Here is a 21,757-nt window from a genome sequence, read left to right as displayed (position 1 = left end):
CAGCAGGTAACGTCACCCGTTATACACGTTCTTCTTCTCGCGTCGGGCGCACCGTTTTTATAACCATCTTATGATGACGGTTAGGCCGACAATCTCGCTGCTGTTTCTCTACGAGGGTCCGCCTTTCATGTCTTCCCGTCCCCATCTGCTCGATGCCCTTTCCGATCAGGTCCTGCTGTGTGACGGCGGCATGGGATCGCGCGTTCAAATGCTCGACCTTGAAGTTGAACGTGATTACTGGGGGCAGGAAAACTGTACAGAAATCCTCAACCTCTCTCGCCCAGAGCTCGTTCGTGAAATCCATCGCGGTTACTACGAAGCCGGCGCGGATATGGTGGAAACCAACACATTCGGCGGCTCAATCGTAACCCTCAGCGAATTTGACCTTCAAGACCGCGCACGTGAGATTAACCGTACTGCCGCGACACTCGCCCGAGAAGCCGCTGATAGCTTTGCGGATGATCGGCACCGTTATGTCATGGGCTCCATCGGCCCCGGCACAAAACTCCCAACGCTCAATAATATTGATTATGATACACTAGAAGCTGGCATTATCGAACAATGCCGCGGCCTTATTGATGGCGGCGTCGATGGTTTCTTAATCGAAACATGCCAAGATACCTTACAAATCAAAGCCGCCGTGAATGCTGCAAAGCAAGCACGTTTAGAACTCAACTCTGACGCGCCTATCTTTGTACAAGTCACCGTTGAAACAACCGGCACTCTCTTGGTCGGCCCAGATATTGCCGCAGCAGCCACCGTCGTCGAATCTCTTGGCGTACCGTCACTCGGCCTCAATTGTGCAACTGGCCCGCAAGAAATGGCTGAACATGTGCGCTGGTTGTCCGAGAACTGGCCCGGCCTACTCTCCATCCAGCCCAATGCTGGCCTTCCGGAACTTGTGGATGGTCAAACAGTCTACCCACTCGGCCCAGATGAAATGGCTGTATGGGTTGAACGTTTCGTCAAAGAAGATGGGCTCAACCTCATTGGTGGGTGCTGTGGCACATCAGTGCCACATATTGCAGCCCTCGATAAAATGCTCCGTCGCCTTGGCGGAGAGCGTCTGCGCCCCAAACCCGTAAAGCGTAATGCTGTGTGGATGCCCTCCGTGGCTAGCCTCTACACACAAACACCACTACGCCAAGAAAACAGCTATTTCTCCATTGGTGAACGCTGTAACGCCAATGGGTCCAAAAAATGGCGTGAACTGCAAGAGGCCCAAGACTGGGACGGCTGCGTCGCCATTGGCCGTGAACAAGCGTCTGAAGGGTCCAACGCCCTCGATATTTGTACGGCATTTGTCGGGCGCAATGAAACGGCAGAGATGAACGAAATTGTCTCGCGCTTTACGTCTTCAGTAAACGCTCCCCTAGTCATTGATTCCACCGAAACCCCCGTTATCGAAGCCGCTCTCAAGCGCCATGGCGGCAAACCCATCATCAACTCCATCAACTTTGAAGATGGCGAAGAGCACGCACATGACCGCATGAAGCTTGCACGCAAGTTCGGTGCGGCCATGATTGCCCTGACCATTGACGAAGTGGGCATGGCGAAAGAACCACACGACAAACTTCGTATTGCCGAACGTCTGGTTGATTTTGCCTGCACACAATACGGCCTCCCTCAATCAGACCTCATGATTGACCCCCTCACCTTCACTATTGCTACGGGCGTAGAGGATGACCGTAAACTAGGGGTGTGGACACTCGAAGGCATTCGGATGATCCGGGAAAAATTCCCTGATATTCAAATCATTCTTGGCCTGTCCAACATTTCCTTCGGGCTCAACCCTGCGGCTCGCGCCGTGTTAAACTCCGTCTTTTTGGATCATGCCGTCAAAGCGGGCATGACCGGCGCCATTGTTCATGTCAGCAAGATCCGCCCATTGCACCTCATTGCACCAGAAGAGGTCAAAGTTGCGGAAGATCTCATTTTTGACCGCCGAACTGAAGATTATGACCCACTGCAAAAGCTGCTTGAGCTCTTTGCGGGTCGTAAAGCGGCCGATGCCGTCAAAAAGCGCCGCGCCGAAACTCCGGCTGAGCGTCTAAAAGACCGCATTGTCGATGGGGACCGTAAAGGCATTGAGGAAGACCTCGAAGCTGCCATGCAGACCATGCCTGCCCTTGATATTATCAATACCGTTCTGCTCGACGGCATGAAAGTCGTCGGAGAACTCTTCGGCGCGGGGAAAATGCAGCTTCCCTTCGTGCTGCAATCGGCTGAGACCATGAAAACCGCCGTTGCATGGCTTGAGCCCCATATGGAACGCGTTGAAGGCCAACACCGCGGCACGATGGTCCTCGCCACTGTTAAGGGGGACGTGCATGATATTGGTAAGAACCTTGTCGATATTATTCTGACGAATAACGGTTATCAGGTCATTAATCTGGGCATCAAAGTCCCACTTGCTGATATGATCACGGCAGCGAAAGAACATAAGGCCGATGCCATCGGCATGTCCGGCCTTCTCGTCAAATCAACCGTTATCATGCGGGAAAACCTAGAAGAAATGCACCGTCAGGGCATTGACGTACCGGTGATCCTTGGCGGTGCCGCTCTGACCCGAAATTACGTGGAAGAAGAGTGTGCGGCCTCTTACGGTGGCGGAGAGCCCGGTCACGTTGCCTATGCACGAGATGCGTTTGACGGCCTTTCCTTGATGGACACGATCTCTCAAGGCAAATTCAAAGACTACCTCACCGCCATCCAAACCAAGCGTGCAGGCAAAAGCACCCGCCGTAATGCCCGCGCCCCCGAAATACAAGAAACGCGCGGTTTTGGTACGGTGGATAAAGACGCCGCACGCACCCGCCGCGCACGCATCGCGGGGAGTGAGGCTGTACTCACCCCACCATTCTGGGGCGCAAAAGTTGTGGAAGCCGCACCAAACGCAGTCTTACCCTTCCTCAACGAACGCTCTCTCTACCAATTCCAATGGGGCTTCCGGAAGCAAGGCCGCTCTCTTGAAGAGTTCATGGAGTACGCCAAAACGGAACTCCGCCCCGTCATGAAGCGCATGCTCGCCCTCTGCGCAGAGCAAGACGTGCTCCGCCCTCAAGCCATTTACGGCTACTGGAAAGCGGCCGGTGACGGCAATGACCTCGTCTTATTCGAAGAAGATGGCATCACAGAAGCCACACGCTTCACCCTGCCACGCCAACCGAAAGAAGACGGCGAGTGCATCGCAGATTTCGTGCGTGACATTCATGACCCAGAGCGTGATGTCATTGGCCTACAAGTGGTCACTGTCGGCCAAAAAGCATCCGATCTAGCGCGTGAATGGTTTGAGGCTGACCGTTACCAAGACTACCTCTATCTCCACGGCCTATCTGTGGAGATGGCCGAGGCCATGGCGGAATACACTCATAAGCGCATCCGCGCTGAACTTGGCTTCGCCGCAGAAGATGACCGTGACATGGAAAAAATGCTGTCTCAGTCCTACCGTGGATCACGCTATTCCTTCGGCTACCCCGCCTGCCCGCGTTTGGAAGACCAAGAACCCATCCTACGACTTCTTGGGGCAGAACGCGTCGGGATTTCCCTATCAGATGGCTATCAGCTCCACCCTGAGCAATCCACATCTGCGCTCGTCTTCCTAAACCCACGCGCCAAATATTTTACTGTCTAACCTGTTGAGCACCATGAGCATGAACACACACAACAGCATCATCACACGCTTCCAACAGATGAATGATGGGCGCGGCCTCATGGGCAACCTTTTTGGGGCCATTTGCGTATCCTGCGCACTTGGTCTCGCCTTCATGTTTTGCCGAAATGTCATCAAGGCAGACATGCACAGCTTGACCCGCTTCATGCTTATTCTTGTCTGGCTTTACTTCCTTATACCGTGGCTCGTACTGCGCATCACCAACACTCTCCAGCCTAACAACTCAAACAACGGCTAACGCACCATGCGGACATTGACCTCCCCTGATCTCGTGCTCATTGGCGCAGGTATTATGAGTGCGACTTTTGCCGCACTCCTCCAAGAGGTGGCACCGCATCTCAACATTGTTGTGCTGGAAGGTTTGCCCGAAGCGGGCTTAGAAAGCAGCAATGCTTGGAACAATGCCGGGACAGGTCACGCCGCGTATTGTGAACTCAATTATACGCCCATGGCCACAGATGGCAGCATCGCCATTGATAAAGCCTTAAGCATCAACACAGATTTTGACCTCTCCCGCCAACTCTGGGCGCATTGGGTACGCAATAACCTGCTCCCATCTCCAGAGCAGTTTATTACAAATTGTCCGCATATCGCCCTCGTCCATGGCCATAAGGACGTCGCATTCCTCAAAAAGCGCTATGAGGCTCTCTCCGCGCATCATTGCTTTGCTGGCATGGAATACTCTGAAGATCCAGCAACCATTACCTCTTGGGCGCCTCTCGCCATGGAAGGCCGCAACCCCAGTGAGCCCGTCGCTGCAACACGCGTTTTACACGGAACAGACGTTAATTTCGGTACACTCACCCGCTCTCTCTTCAAAGGAGTCACGCAAAAAGGTGCCGTACAATTACTAACGGAACACCGCGTTACCCGCTTAAAGCGCTCCCTGAGTGGCCAATGGTCCGTAACAGCACGCAGTCCTCAGGGGGATATTACGTTCTCAACACGCTGCGTCTTCATCGGCGCAGGCGGTGCAACGCTCCCCTTGCTACAGCAGGCCAAGCTCCCTGAAGCCAAAGGCTATGCCGGTTTTCCTGTAAGTGGCATTTGGATGAAATGTACGAACCCTGATGTCATCTCACGCCATCATGCAAAGGTCTACGGCATGGCCCCCGTTGGGGCCCCACCAATGTCTGTCCCGCATCTGGATACACGCATAATTGACGGGAAGAATCAGCTTCTCTTTGGCCCCTATGCCGGTTTTACAACGCGCTTTTTAAAAACAGGGGCACCCAGCGATTATGTACGCTCTCTTAAAGCAGATAATCTATGGCCGGCCCTAAGTGCGGGGCTCGATAATCTGCCCCTTGTGCGTTATCTGATGACTGAAATCGTCCAAAGTGATGCCGCACGAATGGCATTTTTGCACGGTACTTACCCACTTGCACAACCTCAGGACTGGAACCGCGTCATCGCAGGGCAGCGCGTACAAATCATCCGCCCAGAAGGCAAAGGCCGTGGTGTTTTAAAGCTCGGGACCGAGGTGATCAAAAGCGCAGATGGCACGCTCTCTGCTGTCTTGGGCGCTTCACCGGGGGCGTCTGTTTCTGCTGGAATTATTCTCAAGCTCCTCACAGCACATGCCGATAGTCTGGGCCTATCCAAAGACTACACACAAAAGCTTAAGACACTCTTGCCGTCCTATGGCCTCGATCTCGCAACGCATCAGGAAGCCTGCCACCAGATCCGCCAAGAAACAGCCGCTATTTTGAACCTAAACGGCTAAAATAAAAGACGTCAAAAGGCCCAACCCCGTAAGAGTTGGGCCTTTCCCTTTATGGATTTGTCGAAGTCTGAGGTGTTCCTGCACTGGGCACAGAATAAGCACCAATAAAGTTCTTCACAACGGGCGTACCATTACCAACAGTATAGTTAAAATAAGCATGTCCTGACTGCACAGGCTGCCCATTCGTCACCACGCCGTTATACCCCGGAATATCGCGGTGATATGCCGCATATTGGCTATTGGGAGAGGATGATTGCTGCTGTCCTAGGCTATAAATATAAGGATTCAAATTTCCTTGGCGCCCTGACTTTTCAACCAATAATGCCACAACAGACGAGAACTCTGGAGACGCAACAGACGTACCAATTAAGCCTGATGGCTGGCCTTGAATATAAACAATAACGGCCGAGCGCTCAGAATTGCCATTCCCCTCTTCCGCCGTATCCCCGCCGTTGCACGGAGACTGAGCCAAGCCAGGGCATCCCCCCACTTGCATACCAATATCCGGCAGAGCACGGTTGGACGTTGAGCCCGTATTAATGCCTGCGTTTAATTGATACGTCGGCGCAGCAAAAATGGTTGAAACACCACCACCAGCTCCCCAATATCCGCCGGATGCCTCTGCACCGACATTATCTGGATCATAGGGCGTTTCTGGATCAGCATAAGCATTTTCACGCAGATAGGGAGAATCTAATGAGCCTGCCGTCGATGCGGTTACCAAATTTGTACCGCCAACCGCCGTCACATTTGGATCTGCCGCCGGGGTCGAAACACTCGGGATAAACTGGCCATTGCCTCCATTGAGATATGTAAGATTGGGGCATTCCAAGCCAGATTCATCCCCCGATGAGGCAAGGAAAGTGATACCCTGCGCATTCCCTTGCAGAAAAAGTTCATGCTCTAAATTTAATGTCTGCGTCTGATCAACGCCTTCATTATAAGCCGCCGTGTAAAATAATTCACAACCACCAAATGACGATGAAACAACATCAGCCTTATTATCATTAATGATTTTTGTATAACCATCAATAATGTGCGTATCTGACAAATCGGGCAGAGTATATAAAATAACATTAGCCCCCGGCGCACCGCCTAAAGCTTGCTGTACATCCAGCGATGCTTCATCCAAAGCAGAGCTACTAGTCGTCGCCCCACCATCAACAGCAACACGCCCGGCCAACTTCGGATTAGCCGATAATCCTGCCTTTTGCTTGAACTGCTCATGCTCGAACATCGCTTCGACATCGCTGTCATAAACATCTGATGCCATCAAAATAGCAACGGTTGCTCCACTCCCATCTAGACGGCGAACACCGGCTTGCGTAGAAACATGCGCCTCATAAGAGGGGTATCCATAAGCTTGCTTTAAATCCGTAAACCAATACGCACCCGTCGTTGAAAAGCGATTTTTGGGATTTGCAACACTGGGAGGCAGCTGAACATGTTGGAGATAAGGGCGCGCCACATGCTCATGAGCACTTAACCCCGTAACAACCGATCCTACGGCGAATTCGGCCGGCAATACCGGCTTACTCGCGGTGTAAATATGCACTTTTCCTTCAGCAACATGCGCAACCTTCAAAGACGTTGAAAGTGTTGCATTGACGGGTGCTACACGCCCACTCACATGCAGTGTTCGTCCCTCTTGCTGAACACTTAAACCGCGCGCTTCCAGCGCCGCTTTCGCCTTTGCCACATCATAAGCCGTTGGCCCAAAACGATTTAAAATATCAATAGGCTGTAGCCAGTGATGATATTCTGGGGCGGTAGGGTCCTGCTGCTTGCGAACTAATTCAGCCAATCCAGCAGGGTCACGCAAAGGCAGCGTCACATCAAAATGCACGGCGGTTTCGGCAGAAGCTGTTTCATGAGGGATAAAATCTGTACTCAATGGCGCGGCGTAAACACCGTGCGCACCACCCCCTAAAAGACCAGCTACACCTAAAAAATACCGAAAAGCGTTTTTCATTTCTGCTCCCCTAGGACCATAGTACAACACTCCCATCAGCGGATGTGTTAACGGGCTGCCTTTTCAGCCCATGATCCGTTCTCTTCCGGTAACATCACTCCAAAAACAGACATTTCGCAAAGTAAAAAATATATATTATCCTTTATTTAACTATTTTTTTTGGTTATTATTCAGAGAATATTCGCCAAAATAATGAGTATGATATAACGTATCCTTAGGGTAATAAAATTTAAAAATAACCATTTTTAAATTTATCATATTAAAAAAAATAATAAAAACCAAATAATACTATCAGTAAACATAATGACGAGTCACGAAACCCCATATTCACGGCGCCTCGAAAGCCAATATATTTATTGAGGTCATAGCGCGTGTATATTTTTCCTGTATTGGCATTGCCAACATCACTATCAGCTTCATAGCGGCCTGCAAGGGCTACACGCCAATGTGGTATGATTTGGGTTGATAAATCAACGTAGCCAACACCCACACGGATAACCTGAAGCTCAGCCCCTTCTTCCAGAGGAAGTACACAATAATGCGACAGCCCTACTTCAACCTCTGGGGACAAGACTTTAAACTCATGCGCATTGTGGAACATACCGTGCGAAGCATCATGGCTTTCCAGTTCAATTAGAAATACTCCACTTTATCCACGCCCTCCAACTTAGCTTGCCCCTCTTCTATTGAAAATCATACGCCCCCATTGCCCTACTGACGCAATGCCTCAACAGGCGCTTGCTTTACAGCACGAAACGTCTGCCCCAGCACCGTTAAACTCGCAATACACAACGCCCCCAGCGTGATGAGAGTAAACGGCACAGGCGTCAGTGCGATACGGTTACTATAATCAGACAGCCAAGACCGCATAAGAAACCACGCCACAGGCCACGCGATAAACGCCGCCAATACAACCGGCTTCAAAAACTCGCGTAAAAACTGAAACAAAATATCCCTCGGCTGCGCGCCCAAGACTTTGCGAATACCAATTTCCTGCCGTCTGCGGGACACATAAAACGAGGACAAGCCATACAGCCCCAAACACGCAATCCCTATCGCCACACCAGCGCCCATCGCAAAGAGACTGCCACGATTTTGTTCCGGCGCTGAATCTGCGGCATAAATCTCAGAGACGCTCTTCGCGCTAAACGCCGCATCCGGCGCGATGTCGTGCCACGCCGCTTTCAAACGATCCATCATCACATTTTGCGGAACATGGTCGTAACGAATAAGCGCTCCACATAACGTAATCGGTCGATTGGTGCCATAATACAGAATGGGGCGCATATGCCCTTGAGCACCGTTGAAACGAATATCCTCAACCACACCGATAATATGGCTCTCCGCACCATTCTGACCATTATAGACGGTGTGTACACTCGCCCCTACGGCCTTCTCTGGGGATGCGAACCCTAATTCCACCACCGCCTGACGTGACAAAATGACATTCCGCTCAACTTCATCCCCGTCCTGACGAATATAATCCATTCCATGCTGAGCATCAAAAAAACGCCCCGCGATCAAATGCGCGCCTATCGCGTCAAAATACCCCACCGTAGCACTGCCCCATCGCATATTATGCTTGTCCGCATGCCCAGCTAAAGCAAAATCCATACCATCGACCGCATGATACGGGTAAAGATCGGAGCGCGTGGCAATCGATACACCCGGCACAGCAGACAAACGCGTGATAATCTCTTTTTGTCGCGCCTTAAGACTTTGATTCCAAAGAGAATCAATAACAATCAATCCATCCTGCCGCACTCCACGGTCCATATGCCGTATGTAAGACGCTTGGGAGAGCATCACCATCGTACAAATCCCTAAGACCAGCGCAAAGCCAAATTGCCCAACCACCAACGCAGAGCGCACAGCACTTTCTAACCGTCCCCCTGAAGGCGTCTTACTGCTGGCCAGAATAATCGCCGGTCGATAGCCCGACAAAATAATCGCCGGATAGAACCCCGCCACGCACGTCGTGACCGCAATAACCGCCCCCAATATCGGGAAAAGAAACGGCCAATCCATCCATAAGCTCCAGCCACCCCACGCATTGACCCAGTGCAGCGCTATTTCGGTCAAAGCCGCGCCGATAAACACCGCAATCAACACCAAGACCAGTGCTTCACACATAAATTGCGTTATTAACGCCGCCCGCGTTGCGCCCAAAACCTTACGCATCGCCACTTCACGCGCCCGTAGGACTGAGCGAGATGTCGCTAAATTCACATAATTAATCACCGCCGTCGCCAAAGCTGCGCAGCCAATCAGGCCCAATATATGGATCAAAGCCCGGCTATTCCCGCCCTCACCAATCTCCACATTATGGAAATGAACGTGAGGGAGCGGAACCAACTCCAATCCGCCATCACCAAACATTTCTTTGACCGAACCGAGTGTGTCGCGTCCCGGATGGCGCGCAATATAATGCTGAAAACCTTGGTCAACACGCGCCCGATCCTGCGGATGTGCCAGCCGAACCCAGATAGTCCCCCATTCTGCCCCCCAAGTCTTGAAGGGCCAGTACGAAAACCACTTGCTCGGCGTGAGTTCAACAATATCAAAATTCACCGTCCGATTGGCAGGCGGTTGCGCCAAAATACCCGTAACAACTGCATCCCCTTTATCATCATCAATATGTAACGTTTTCCCAAGTGCGTCCGTCGTGCCAAAATATTTACGCGCCATATTTTGGGAAATCACGACCTTCTCCGGCCCGTCCAACGCCGTCGCCTTATCTCCAGCCAATAACGTCAGGTCAAAAATGGAAAAGAAATCCTTATCCGTCATCGTGACCTGTTCTTGCCCGATCTCTTCACCCGAGCGCACCGTCAACGGAATCCGCATCACATATGTAGCGGCCTGAATTTCATGGAAATCCTGTTTCAGAAACGGAAACGGAACAAAGCTTACATTATCGTTTTCTTCCGGCGCCGTGTGCGGCAGGCGCGCCACTTCATCAACCTGATAAATCTGCCCCGCCCGTGGCAGTGTCGTGTCATAAGTCTCCTCATAATGCACGATCAACGCCATCACGAGGAACACAGCCACACCCAGCGCCAGCCCCAAAATATTAATCGCGGCATAACGCTTTTGGTGCGTCAAACTCCGGTAAACATTTTTAAAAATTGCTGTAAACATCGCTTTATCTCCCTCACCAACCTACCGAATGACAGGTCAGTTTTGGTGCCAACCCTTGGGCCAAACACTGCCCCTCACATCATTCAAAACGCCCTATTACCGTTGCAAAGCCACCGCAGGAGCCTGCCGGGACGCCTGCACTGCCTGCACCAGCACCGTCCCACCCGCGATGATGAGCGCAATGGCCGTGACCAAAACACATGGCCCCAATCCAAGCCCAACCCGCTCATTAAAGCCCGCAAGCCAGCGCCACATCACAAGCAACGACACAGGCCACGCCACAACACTCGCCAAAATAACCGGGCCAAGAAACTCCCGCCCAAGCAGCACGAAAATATCCTGCTGCGCGGCCCCCAAAACCTTGCGAATACCAATCTCATGGGCACGGCGCGCCAACGTAAAGACAGAAAGCCCAAACAACCCAAGACACGCGATCAGAATGGACACTCCAGCCCCCACCCCAAACAAGCGTGATAAATTGCCGCTCTCCCGATATTCCGTGGCCTCAATATCCGACACCAGCACAGGGTTAAACACATCATCAGGCCGCACATGGTGCCACGCCGCCTGAACCCGCTCCCGCGCCTCCCCGGCTGTCACCCCATGAATCCGTACCTGCCACGCCATGTCACCATCCTGCGGATGAGTCGTGTGCAGCCCGAAGAAAACAATCCCTTTCATCCCCTCAGACGGCCCATTCAAACGAAGATCCGCCGTCACCCCACTGATCATCAAATCGGCATTCTCATCATTCTCATGGATAATTTTGCCAACAGCCTCCTCTGGCCGCGCAAACCCAAGCATCCGCGCCGCCTGCGCATTAATGACGATGCTCTCTCCAGAGCGCACTTCCCCTTCTTCTGGGCCTTCCTTACCTGCCACAGAAAAATCCATCGCCCGCGCTAGGTCAAACCACCGCCCCGCCAGCAATTTCACTCCATAAAGTGCTTGATATTCAGGAGAAACATACCCAGCCGACAACAATTTTTGACCCGGTACGCCCTGCCGCCCATACATCCTATTCATATTGTGATGATGCGGCCAAAGGTTACTACGCCCTACGGCAACCGCTCCCGGAACCAACGCGAAAGCCTGTTGTAATGCTGCCTCCCCACCGATTTTGGGCGGATACACCACCACAATTTCATCCGGATTAGCCTTCTGCCCGAGGGACTGCACATAAGACGCCTGCTGCCCCATAATGAGCGCGCAAATCGCCAGCCCCGTCGCAAACGCAAACTGCGCCACAACAAGCGCATTGCGCAGACGTCCAGCCAGTTTTCCACCAGAAGGCATCTTGCTTGACGCCAGAACAGACGCCGCCCGATAGCCCGACAAAATAAACGCCGGATATACCCCCGCCAGCAACCCCGCCAGCGCCGCAATACCCAGCCCCACAGGCACCGCAAACCACAGGTCAAACGCAACCTGCCACCCGCCCTGCGCATTAACGAACTGGAGCGAAACCTCCGCAAGCGCCAGCCCAAACAATCCAGCTATGAGCGAAATCCCAACTGCTTCTGCAATAAATTGCTGGATAAGCACCCCACGTGTCGCGCCCAACACTTTGCGCATAGCCACTTCACGCGCCCGCTCTCCAGCTCGGGCGGTGGCGAGGTTAATGTAATTCACACAGGAAATAGCGAGCGCGGCGAGGCCAATAAACGCCAGAATATAAACAAGCCTCTGGTCCTCACCGCCTTCCCCAATCGTCGCATCGTAAAAATGTAGCCCCTCAAACGGTACAAGCTTCGGTGCACTCTTCCCAAACTCTGTCCTAATCATCTCCTCAGTGACCTCACCCGGATGTTGGAGCGGATAACCATCCAGCCCTGCCTGAATACCCGCAACTGCCCGCTTATCCGGAATACGGACATATATCTCTCCGGCCATCGAGCCCCATTGCGTCATTTCAGAGTTGCCCGTTAACTTGGTGGCCCGCCGCACAACCCCGAACGTCACATCCGTATTCGGCGGCGGGTCCGCATAGACCAGCGTCACCGTGAAGGATGTCTTCGTATTCACATCCGTCAGAACCTGCCCCAGCGCCTGCTCTGTCCCAAAATACTTACGCGCAATTGAGGCCGGTATAGCCACCGCCTCTGCCCGGTCCAACGCATGCGCCCGATCCCCAGCAATCACCCCCACTTTAAAGAACGAAAAGACATTCGGGTCCGCTATAACGCCGGCTTCTCGCTGAACATTCCCCCCCAAGCGCAGCGTCATATCCTCCCCCTCCCAAACGCGGAGGACATCTTTAATGTCAGGGAAATCCTGCTTCAGGAACGGCGCACCGACAAAACTCGTCAACTTTGTCTCAAACGGTGCATTCCCCGGCAGGCGAAATGCCTCATCAGCACGATAAACATCACTCATGCCGGGGTAAGACCCATTATAAGACAGCTGATACCGCACAATCAGCGCCATCACGAGGAACACGGCCACACCCAGCGCCAGCCCCGCAATATTAATCGCGGCATAACGCTTTTGGTGCGTCAGCGTACGATAAACACTCTTGAAAATTCCAGTAAACATGACGGTAAACATCGCTTGCTCTCCTCACCAACCCGCTTGATCAAGGGCAGAAATCGGCGCCTGCAACGGCTCCCAACCGCGCCGCCGCGCATGGCGAAACGCCTCTTCACCATGTGTGTCGTGGTTATTGGATAAAAGCTGTTGCGCTTGCAGACGCCCCATGGACGCCAAAAGATTTGCTTCCGCAACAATTGTGTCATGCCCGCTCGACGCTAACTCAACCTGAGCCGAACGTAAGTTCTGATCCGCATACAGCACATCGGTCGTACTGCGCAGACCATAGCCATATTCCAGCTGATAGCCCTTCAACGTCGTCTCACCCGAATGCACTTCCGCAGCACCAGCCGAAATAGCTTGGAGGCCATTTTCAACCGCACTCCAGCTCGCCGCGACATTCTGCAACACCGTGCGCCGCGCTAACTCTACAGCATGACGCGCTTGCTCGTCCTTATCGCGCGCTTGCCGGATCTGCGAATTATACAAATCCCCATTATAGAGCGGCTGTACTAAGGACACCGTCCCCGACATCTGCTCACCATATAACCGCCCACGGAACGGAGACGCAGGCCCAGTCGTACCAAACATCCCTTGAGCCTGAATTTGCGGTCCCCATTGGGAACGGGCCGTATCAATATCTGCATCCGCCGCAGATTTATTATCCTGCGATTGAGCAAACTGCGGGCTAGAAGCTAAGGCTTCCTTCAACGCATGCCCCAAATCGTTCGGCAGCCCCGGCAAACCTTCAGGCATCACCAAAACACCCGGCTCCACACCAATAACTGTACGAAACAATGCTTCTGAAGACGCAAGAGTAGCGCGCGCTTGATTCAGGCCAACTTCTGCCGAGTGCAACCGTGCCTGCGCTTGCTCAACATCCGTTTTCGTCACTTGCTCCGCCGGAATACCACCGAGATTATAACGTGATGTCGTCAATTGAACTTGCCGTCGCAGCATCTCCAAATCAGCTTTGCGAACGTCAAGAATAGCCCGGTCCCGCAGCACATCCATATAGGCCGTAATCGCACTGGTAAAAACCTGGTTTTCCGTCTGCTCAAGCGCATGAATTTCCGCCCGTGAACGCGCATCTGCCGCCTTGACTTGGTTCGCTACATGCCCAAATGAATAAAGCGTCTGCCTGGCCTGAACATACCCTTCGGCATAATTCGATGTGTAAGACCCCAGCGCATAAGCCCCAGTATAAGGCCCCTTCTGGTAATTTGCATCCACGTTAATCGTCACAGTCGGCCTCCAGCCAGAACGCGCTTGAGCTGAGTTTTCCGTCACCGCACGCTGGTTCGCGCGCTCCCCCTGCAAAGTTGGGTTGCTCTTATACGCCATCTCCAACGCCTCATTCAGCGTTTGAGCCTTGAGTGGAGACACAGCACTGAAAAGCGCCAGAGAAAGAATGTAATGTGCTTTGCGCATAATAATCACTCCGCCCTCAAAGCACGCGCCGGTTCAGCACGTGAGATACGGTAAGTCTGTCCAATAACCGTGACCGTCGCGATAATAATCGCGCCCAAAACTGCAATGATAAAATCACCACCACTCAAGGCGATACGCTGGTCAAACCCCGACAACCAGCTACGCATAATCACCCAAGCAATCGGGGTCGCAATGACGCAAGCCAGCGCAACAGGCTTCAAAAACCCCTGCAACAGTAAGGCGATAACCTGCCCGCCCGTCGCACCAAGCGTTTTACGAATACCAATCTCATGCACACGCCGCGTCGCTGCAAAAGACGCCAGGCCATACAAACCAAGGCAAGCAATCATCAGCGCAACAACAGCCCCCGCCGTGAAGACTTCCCCCAAACGTTGATCATCCTCGTAATAACTGGAAAGACGCTCATTAATATCCGAAAAATCCGCCGGCATATTCGGCGTAATTTTGTACCACGCCTTTTCCAAACGTGATTTCATCACAGCTTCAGAAACCCCATGAAAACGAATAGCGGGTATTGGCAGATAAAGTGAATTATCCGAGAGTGGATTAAAAAATATTATGCTCGGATATACTGCCGCATGAGGCGATTCAAAACGAATATCACGGATAACGCCAATAATGACGACATCACCGCCCCCGTCATTAATCGTTTTTCCAACCGCATCTTCCACAGTATGAAAGCCGAATTTTAGTGCGGCGCTCGCATTCAGGATTGCGTTGGTGCGGCGCTGTCTTTTCCCATTCCCCGTAGGCAAGACATCTTCAAGATGCTCCAGATCAAACCACCGCCCCGCCATAAGTACAGGCTGATAAGTTTTTTGATAATCCGTGCTCACAGTATCTGTTAAAACATGAACCCGCACTGTTCCCGTAGGGGCATTATAGTCAAATGTCGTACGTGACTTCCGATCAGGGTTGGGAGCCAAGAGCGCTAAAGTAGCAAAGTCCACGCCCTGAACATTGCGTATTTCCCGCAATATATCTTTTTGCGTCTTTAGAGTATCCGCAGCAATCTGATGACCAATTAAAAGACCCTCTTTAGAAAAGCCACGATTTGCATCACGCAGAAATTCCGTTTGATGATGAATAACCAACATGCAAATCACTAAAGAAACAGCAATCGTGAACTGCCCAACCGTCAAACCATTCCGCAAACGCTCCGCAAAGCGCCCACCAGAGGCCATCCGCGTCGCCGCAAAAATCAAAGACGGACGATAGCCAGACAAAATAACAGCCGGATAAACTCCACTCAAAACACTACACGCCACAATAATAATCGGCAGAATTCCACACACGAATCCATAGTCAATCGTTACGTTTTTAGCCGTAATAAGTGCAATTTCTGGAACTAATACTTCACTCAATGCAAGCCCAATAAATGCCGAGAACACAACCAAACACGTCGCTTCCCCCATAAATTGTATGAAAAGAGCCTTACGGGTGGCACCAAAGGTTTTCCGCAAAGCAACCTCTCGCGCCCGCAAAACAGAGCGTGCCGTTGCCAAATTCACCGTATTGACGCATGCCAGCACCAAAGACAGCACAGCAATCAAGCCAATACTCTTCACAACGTTTTGGTTAATGGCATCTTGAGCGTATTGAAGATGCGCATCATAAAAATGCGTCTTATCTAGCCCCACCAAAGACAGCGCAAAGATTCTTTCCGGGTTAGGACCGATGGAGAAATCATCCGTCCCTGCAGCATGCTGCTTAATAAATTGCTCTAATTGCGCGTTAATGACGTTAATCTGAGACGGCTTATGCAGCTTTAAATAAATGGCCCCACAATCTCCGCCCCAATCAATATAGCAGTCCTGCTTTTCTTCATTTTTCGTAATCGGCATAAAAAAATCATACCGCGTCAAAAAATCAGGCTTACTCCGGTTTTTCAACACACCGCTAATCGTATGAGCATAGTTTTTCTCACCATGATTAAGCGTCACAACCCGCCCGAGCACATCAACTGTGCCAAAAATTTTGCGCGCCGCACCTTCGGAGATAACCACACTATCCGGCTGGCTTAATGCTCCCTCCACACGGCCAGAACGCAGGGAAACACCAAAAACCTTAAAAAAATCCGGATCAACTGACCCTTCATCAAACTCTTCAAAATGGCCGTCTTTTTGAAGGCTAACCCCATTTTCTTCCAGCCGCGTACTGCTTTCAATTTCCGGGAAATCCTGCCGTAAAAAAGGGACGGCCCGGAACGTACTTTCAGGATATTCTTTGGCCTCAACGCCCGGCATCATCCAATGTGCATCAACTCGTGCCACGCGCTGAATATCAGCCAAGTCCGTATTAAAACTATACTCATACCGCACTAGTAACGCCAAAGTCAGAAAGACCCCGATCCCCAGCGCCAAGCCAAAAACATTCAACCCTACATAGAGCGGTTGTCGCTGCGCCTGTCGCGCTACGCTACGGATGATTGTGCCAAACATCATAACACCCTCCCTAGAGCGCGTTACGCACGGACACGACCACCTGCCCGTCCAGCATATCAATTCGCCGTTTCGCCAAATCCGCGTGTGATGGGGAGTGCGTTACCATGATAATGGTCGCGCCATCGTCATTTAGGCGCTGGAGCATATCCATGACCTGCGCGCCGTTTTCCGTGTCCAAATTCCCGGTCGGTTCATCGGCAAGGATCAAGCGGGGCTTACCCACAATGGCGCGGGCAATAGCCGCCCGCTGCTGCTGACCACCCGAAAGCTGAGACGGATAATGCCGCGCCCGATGCGCAATACCCACGTGGTCCATCGCCGCCGCAACACGGTCTTTTCGTTCCGATTTCGGAATTTTCCGATAAATCAAAGCGAGATCGATATTCTCTTCAATGGTCAGCTCATCAATCAGATTAAAACTCTGGAACACATAACCCAAATTTTCCCGACGGAATTGTGCCAGCGTCACCTCACTCATCGCCGTCAGATCATGCTCCGCAAAGCAGTATTGCCCCGCCGTTGGCCGATCAATCGTCCCCAAAATGTTTAAGAGCGTAGATTTCCCACAGCCCGACGGCCCCATAATGGCCACGAACTCACCCGCATCAATGCTGAGATTGACATCATGCAGAGCCGTGGTTTCAACTTCGTCAGAACGGTACAAGCGTTGGATATTTGAAAGATGAATGAACATCGTATTATTCCTTATTTTTAATGAATTGAGAGATGATTGAAGTTTTTGTAGCTATTGTATGAGGACACGATCACATGATCCCCCTCATGCACGCCGCTGGTAATTTCCACTTGCTCTGGGTTCCGTCGACCAGACGTCACACTGACCCGCTCCGCACCACGGCCACCGGAATTTTCCACAAAGGCAGATGTCCCACCACTGGCCTCCATCCACGCACCATTCGGCAAGACAAGCGCGGTATGCGTCTCGCCCAAGGTCAAACGCACATCTACGCTCTCACCACGCCGCAAATCACCCGTTGGCGGCTTGTCAAACGTCAGTTCTGCACGGAACTGACCATTAGTAACCTGCGGATGTACCCGCGATACCGTCATAGGCACCGCAACATCTCCAAAACTCGCCGTAGCGCGCTCCCCAACTGCCACACGTCCGAGATAAAACTCATCAATATCTGCATCGAGCCGATATTGGCCCTCGCTATCAATCTGCGCGATTTTATCGCCCGCCTTCAAAGACTGCCCAGGTTGCAGCTCAAAATTGGTCACGCGACCAGCCACTGGAGCGCGCAATATCAACGCATTCAAACTGTCCCGCACAACCGATAAATTCGAACGTAAACGCTCCGCTTCCTGCGCAATTTCACGCTCCTGCCGAGAGAACACACTCAGATCCTGCACCCGCGCGTCATTCAATCGCTTCAAGCGCTGTGCGTAATAATCGCTTTCATCACGATAAGACTGCACATTCGCATCTGACTCAAATCCTTGCCCATGCAACTGTTCACGAATGGACAATTCCCGCTGCGCTTTGAGCAGATTATACCGCGCCTCTGCCATTTGCGTTTCTTCTGCCGTACGGCTCTGTTGCAGCGCCAATTGCTGCGCACTCACCGAACCAATCTGGCTGGCGATTTGCGCTTCGCGTGACGTAACATCCAGTTGAAGCTGCGGGTTCGTGAGCTTGGCCAGCACATCCCCCTCCTTCACCAAGGCCCCATCATGCGCGATCAACTGCAGGACCTCACCACCTTGCACGGCGTCGACAAAAGTCACATTCAACGGCGCAACAGTGGCCCGCACCGGAAGATAATCGAGAAACGGCGCAGATTTCACCACCGCCACTTGCAGTTGATCGCTCGATACGGACAGCGTGCCCGAAGCTGGAACTAGCGCCCACACACCCCACGCCACAAAGAGAACCGCAACCGGCCCACCATAGCGTACGGCATAACGCAACGCCTTTTTCCGACGGGACGGTGCAACCGCTCGATCCATCCCCGTTCCGGAAATGCTCGGAGCTGCTGCCGTTTGTGCAGTGTTAAAAACAGGATGATCCATGGCACTGTTTCTCCTCATGACAAACAGTGTATGATAAAAATGTTCGTTTTTAATTTATTGAAAATAAACGGTATTTTCTAAATACGCACCTCCACTTGTCCGAAAGCGAACATACTGTCCGGAACCGTACACCCCTCACAAGGCCGTCACCCCCCGAAATGAACACACTTCAAAACGAATCGCCTAAAACCTTCACCGTGTTGTTCGTTGATGATGACCCGGATATCCTTTCAGCAGCGCGCCTCCTGCTCCGACGGCATAACATCGCCATGCTGGAAGCGCAGAACACACAAGAGGCCCTCATGCGCCTTGCGTCCCACACGATCGACCTCGTGCTGCTGGATTTGAACTACACAAAAGGCGCCCGATCCGGTGCAGAAGGCATCATCCTTCTTAAAGAAATACTGCTCTTGCGCCCAAACATGCCCGTCATTGTCGTCACCGGCCATAGCGGCATCACTATCGCCGTAGAAGCCATGCGCACAGGTGCCGCAGATTTTGTAATGAAGCCATGGAACAATAACCGCCTGATCGCCTTGCTACAAAAAAACCTCAACACGCCCTCGCCTACCCCTGACACGAATACGGAAGCCGTTTTTTTAGCCTCATCTCCTGCGATGCAGGCTATCTTAACCAAAGCGGATAGATTAGCCCCCACATGGGCATCTCTCCTCATCTACGGCCCTCCTGCATCTGGAAAGCTCTCCCTTGCCAAGCGCTTGCACGCCCTCTCACGCGATGAAAACCCTCCATGCCTCATCTGTTCTGATGGGAGCACGCCCCTGCCCAACCACGGCAAAACATGGCTCTGCCCACAAATAGAACAGCTTCCCCACACCACACAGCGTCATTTGGCCGAACGCCTAGAAGAGCATGACGGGCCACGGCTCATTGCCCTGTCATCTCTAGACCTACTTGACCTCAAAAAAGCTCTTCTCCCACGCTTAATGCTTCATCTCGAAATGAACGCTCTCTATCTTCCCCCTCTCTCACAACGGCCAGAGGATATCGAAGCGTTAACGCTGCATTTTTTGCACTATTTCTCCACCCGGCACGCACTTCCTGCCCCAACACTTTCGCCAGAACACTTAGCGCGCCTCCAAGCATCACCATGGCCACAAGGCATACGTTCTCTTCGCGCAACAATAGAACGTGCCGTTCTCTCGGGGCACTGGGAAGAACCCACGCAGCCTTCCAGTCTCCCCCTAACACGTAACGCCACATTGAAAGACGCAGAGCGCACTTTGGTTGAAGATGCCTTGCGTAAACATAGTTTTAACGTCTCACGCGCTGCTCAAGAGCTGGGGCTAACACGCCCTGCACTTTATCGCCGCATGGCCCGGTATGGCTTATAAATGAAGCACCAATTTCGCCTTACGGCACAACTCATCGCTCTGAGCGCAAGTACTGCTTTAGTGCTACCCGCATGGCACGCCCATTTTTATGCTTCATCCTGCCTGCTCGCAGGCCTCGCGCTTGCCTGCATCATCACCATTCTCTTAACTCAATATACCCTGCAACAACGTCCTACAAAACGGGTCGAACATTCGGTTGTGGCACCTAAAGACCGCGAAACCATCCGCAATCGTGCGCTACTCAATCACGTTCCTGTCCCACTTTTGTTTCGCACCATTGACGGTACATTACACACGGCTAATCGATCCGCTCGCCAGCTTTTTGGTACAGAAGGGCATTTGCTCAACCCACCAGACACCTTGATCTCAGCACTAGATACCCAACCACCTTCCCCAAACAATAAAATCATACGCCTCACCTCTCGCATAACAGGCACATCCCGCCTCTATACGCTCTCCATCAGTACGGGAAACCATGTTGGCGGTATCACCCATTATATGGCTCTGACAGATATTGAAGCTGGGTTAAACGCCGCCGAAGCTCAGGCCCTTCGCGATATGCTGCATATTCTAAGCCATGAAATTATGAACTCTTTGACGCCGATTGTTTCCCTCTCGGCCACCGCAAAAGAACTTTTTGACGAACCCTATTCCCCTGAAACACAAAGCCTTATTGCCAACGCGATCTCAACCATAAAACGGCGCGCAGAAGGGTTGGACCGTTTTGTGCAAGGTTACCGAAACCTTGCCCGCCTACCCGCGCCACAACTCAAACCACTTAACCTTGGCCAATTACTACAAGAGACAGCCAAAATTTTTGACGCACGTTGGCAAGGCCGCGTATCGCTTGAGATCTCACTCCCGATCACCTTGACCACTATTCAACTCGACCAAGCGCAAATGGAGCAAGCACTCCTGAACATCCTCAACAATGCAGCAGAAGCGACGTTAGGGCGCGCGAAGCCTTGGGTTCATCTTTCAGCAGAAGCAACATCACACTCTGTACAGATTTTCATACAGGATAATGGTCACGGCATCCCACCCGGACAAGAAGAAATGATCTTTCATCCCTTCGTTTCCCTCAAAGAGGGAGGGAACGGCATAGGACTAACACTCGCCCGACAAATTATTTTAGGGCATGGAGGCTCTTTAACTCTGGATAGAGAAGATCTTTATAAAAATTGCAATACCAAATTTAAAATTTCTATTTAGAGAGTAATATGATATATTTTATCAATAAATTTTACCTATTTCACCATCGGTTCAACCCCATTTTTCCTGCCGAATGGATTCCAATAGATGAAGCGCCACGCAGGTGCATTTGGTATTTCTGAAGTTATGAATTCCCGTAAAATCTAGCACCGACTCAGCGTGAGAAAATCACGGTAGACACTGTATGTACGGCCGAATACTTGATGAAACGCATAAAACTTG

Annotated in this window: 13 protein-coding genes; 5 read left to right on the top strand and 8 right to left on the bottom strand. The window is 51.9% G+C overall.

Annotated features, from left to right (window positions below; all coding sequences use genetic code 11):
- The first annotated feature begins 127 nt into the window (after nt 1-127).
- The 3 genes from metH to mqo are packed head-to-tail and all read left to right on the top strand — an operon-like array spanning nt 128 to nt 5,399.
- A complete protein-coding gene (gene metH, locus NTH01S_RS06350; RefSeq protein WP_068171202.1) occupies nt 128-3,634 on the top strand; it encodes a methionine synthase in 3,507 nt (1,168 codons plus the stop codon).
- A gap of 13 nt (nt 3,635-3,647) precedes the next feature.
- Entirely contained in the window at nt 3,648-3,911 is a 264-nt protein-coding gene (locus tag NTH01S_RS11760) for a hypothetical protein (RefSeq protein WP_218015974.1), read from the top strand.
- Between the two features lie 6 nt (nt 3,912-3,917).
- A complete protein-coding gene (gene mqo / locus NTH01S_RS06340) occupies nt 3,918-5,399 on the top strand; it encodes a malate dehydrogenase (quinone) (RefSeq protein ID WP_068171194.1) in 1,482 nt (493 codons plus the stop codon).
- Between the two features lie 49 nt (nt 5,400-5,448).
- Here mqo and NTH01S_RS06335 read toward each other — a convergent pair whose 3' ends face one another.
- The 8 genes from NTH01S_RS06335 to NTH01S_RS06300 form a co-directional block, all read right to left on the bottom strand.
- Nucleotides 5,449-7,371 (bottom strand): S53 family peptidase, encoded by a 1,923-nt coding sequence (locus tag NTH01S_RS06335; protein WP_084367073.1) that lies wholly within the window; start codon nt 7,369-7,371, stop codon nt 5,449-5,451.
- Between the two features lie 259 nt (nt 7,372-7,630).
- Nucleotides 7,631-7,972, bottom strand: a complete 342-nt coding sequence (locus NTH01S_RS06330; RefSeq protein WP_068171190.1) for a hypothetical protein — start codon at nt 7,970-7,972, stop codon at nt 7,631-7,633.
- A gap of 110 nt (nt 7,973-8,082) precedes the next feature.
- Nucleotides 8,083-10,512: an FtsX-like permease family protein gene (locus NTH01S_RS06325; RefSeq protein ID WP_068171187.1), complete on the bottom strand. Its 2,430-nt coding sequence runs from the start codon at nt 10,510-10,512 to the stop codon at nt 8,083-8,085.
- 96 nt (nt 10,513-10,608) lie between these two features.
- Nucleotides 10,609-13,059, bottom strand: coding sequence for an ABC transporter permease (locus NTH01S_RS06320; RefSeq protein ID WP_068171184.1), 2,451 nt, complete (start codon nt 13,057-13,059; stop codon nt 10,609-10,611).
- A 12-nt stretch (nt 13,060-13,071) separates the two neighbouring features.
- A complete protein-coding gene (locus tag NTH01S_RS06315) occupies nt 13,072-14,472 on the bottom strand; it encodes a TolC family outer membrane protein (RefSeq protein ID WP_068171364.1) in 1,401 nt (466 codons plus the stop codon).
- A 5-nt stretch (nt 14,473-14,477) separates the two neighbouring features.
- The gene (locus NTH01S_RS06310; protein WP_084367071.1) at nt 14,478-16,937 is read right to left on the bottom strand and encodes an ABC transporter permease; all 2,460 of its coding nucleotides are present in this window, start codon (nt 16,935-16,937) and stop codon (nt 14,478-14,480) included.
- 10 nt (nt 16,938-16,947) lie between these two features.
- Nucleotides 16,948-17,631, bottom strand: coding sequence for an ABC transporter ATP-binding protein (locus NTH01S_RS06305; RefSeq protein ID WP_068171178.1), 684 nt, complete (start codon nt 17,629-17,631; stop codon nt 16,948-16,950).
- 17 nt (nt 17,632-17,648) lie between these two features.
- Nucleotides 17,649-18,968: an efflux RND transporter periplasmic adaptor subunit gene (locus tag NTH01S_RS06300; protein WP_245642235.1), complete on the bottom strand. Its 1,320-nt coding sequence runs from the start codon at nt 18,966-18,968 to the stop codon at nt 17,649-17,651.
- Nucleotides 18,969-19,126: 158 nt separating this feature from the next.
- Here NTH01S_RS06300 and NTH01S_RS06295 point away from each other — a divergent pair, with 158 nt between their 5' ends.
- Nucleotides 19,127-20,323, top strand: coding sequence for a sigma-54-dependent transcriptional regulator (locus NTH01S_RS06295; RefSeq protein ID WP_068171175.1), 1,197 nt, complete (start codon nt 19,127-19,129; stop codon nt 20,321-20,323).
- Nucleotides 20,324-21,535, top strand: coding sequence for a sensor histidine kinase (locus tag NTH01S_RS06290; RefSeq protein WP_068171171.1), 1,212 nt, complete (start codon nt 20,324-20,326; stop codon nt 21,533-21,535).
- Nucleotides 21,536-21,757 lie beyond the last annotated feature (222 nt).

It is taken from the genome of Neokomagataea thailandica NBRC 106555, assembly GCF_001598495.1.
GTDB classification, from domain to species: Bacteria; Pseudomonadota; Alphaproteobacteria; order Acetobacterales; family Acetobacteraceae; genus Gluconobacter; species Gluconobacter thailandicus_A.
This window is presented reverse-complemented; position numbering and strand designations above follow the sequence as displayed.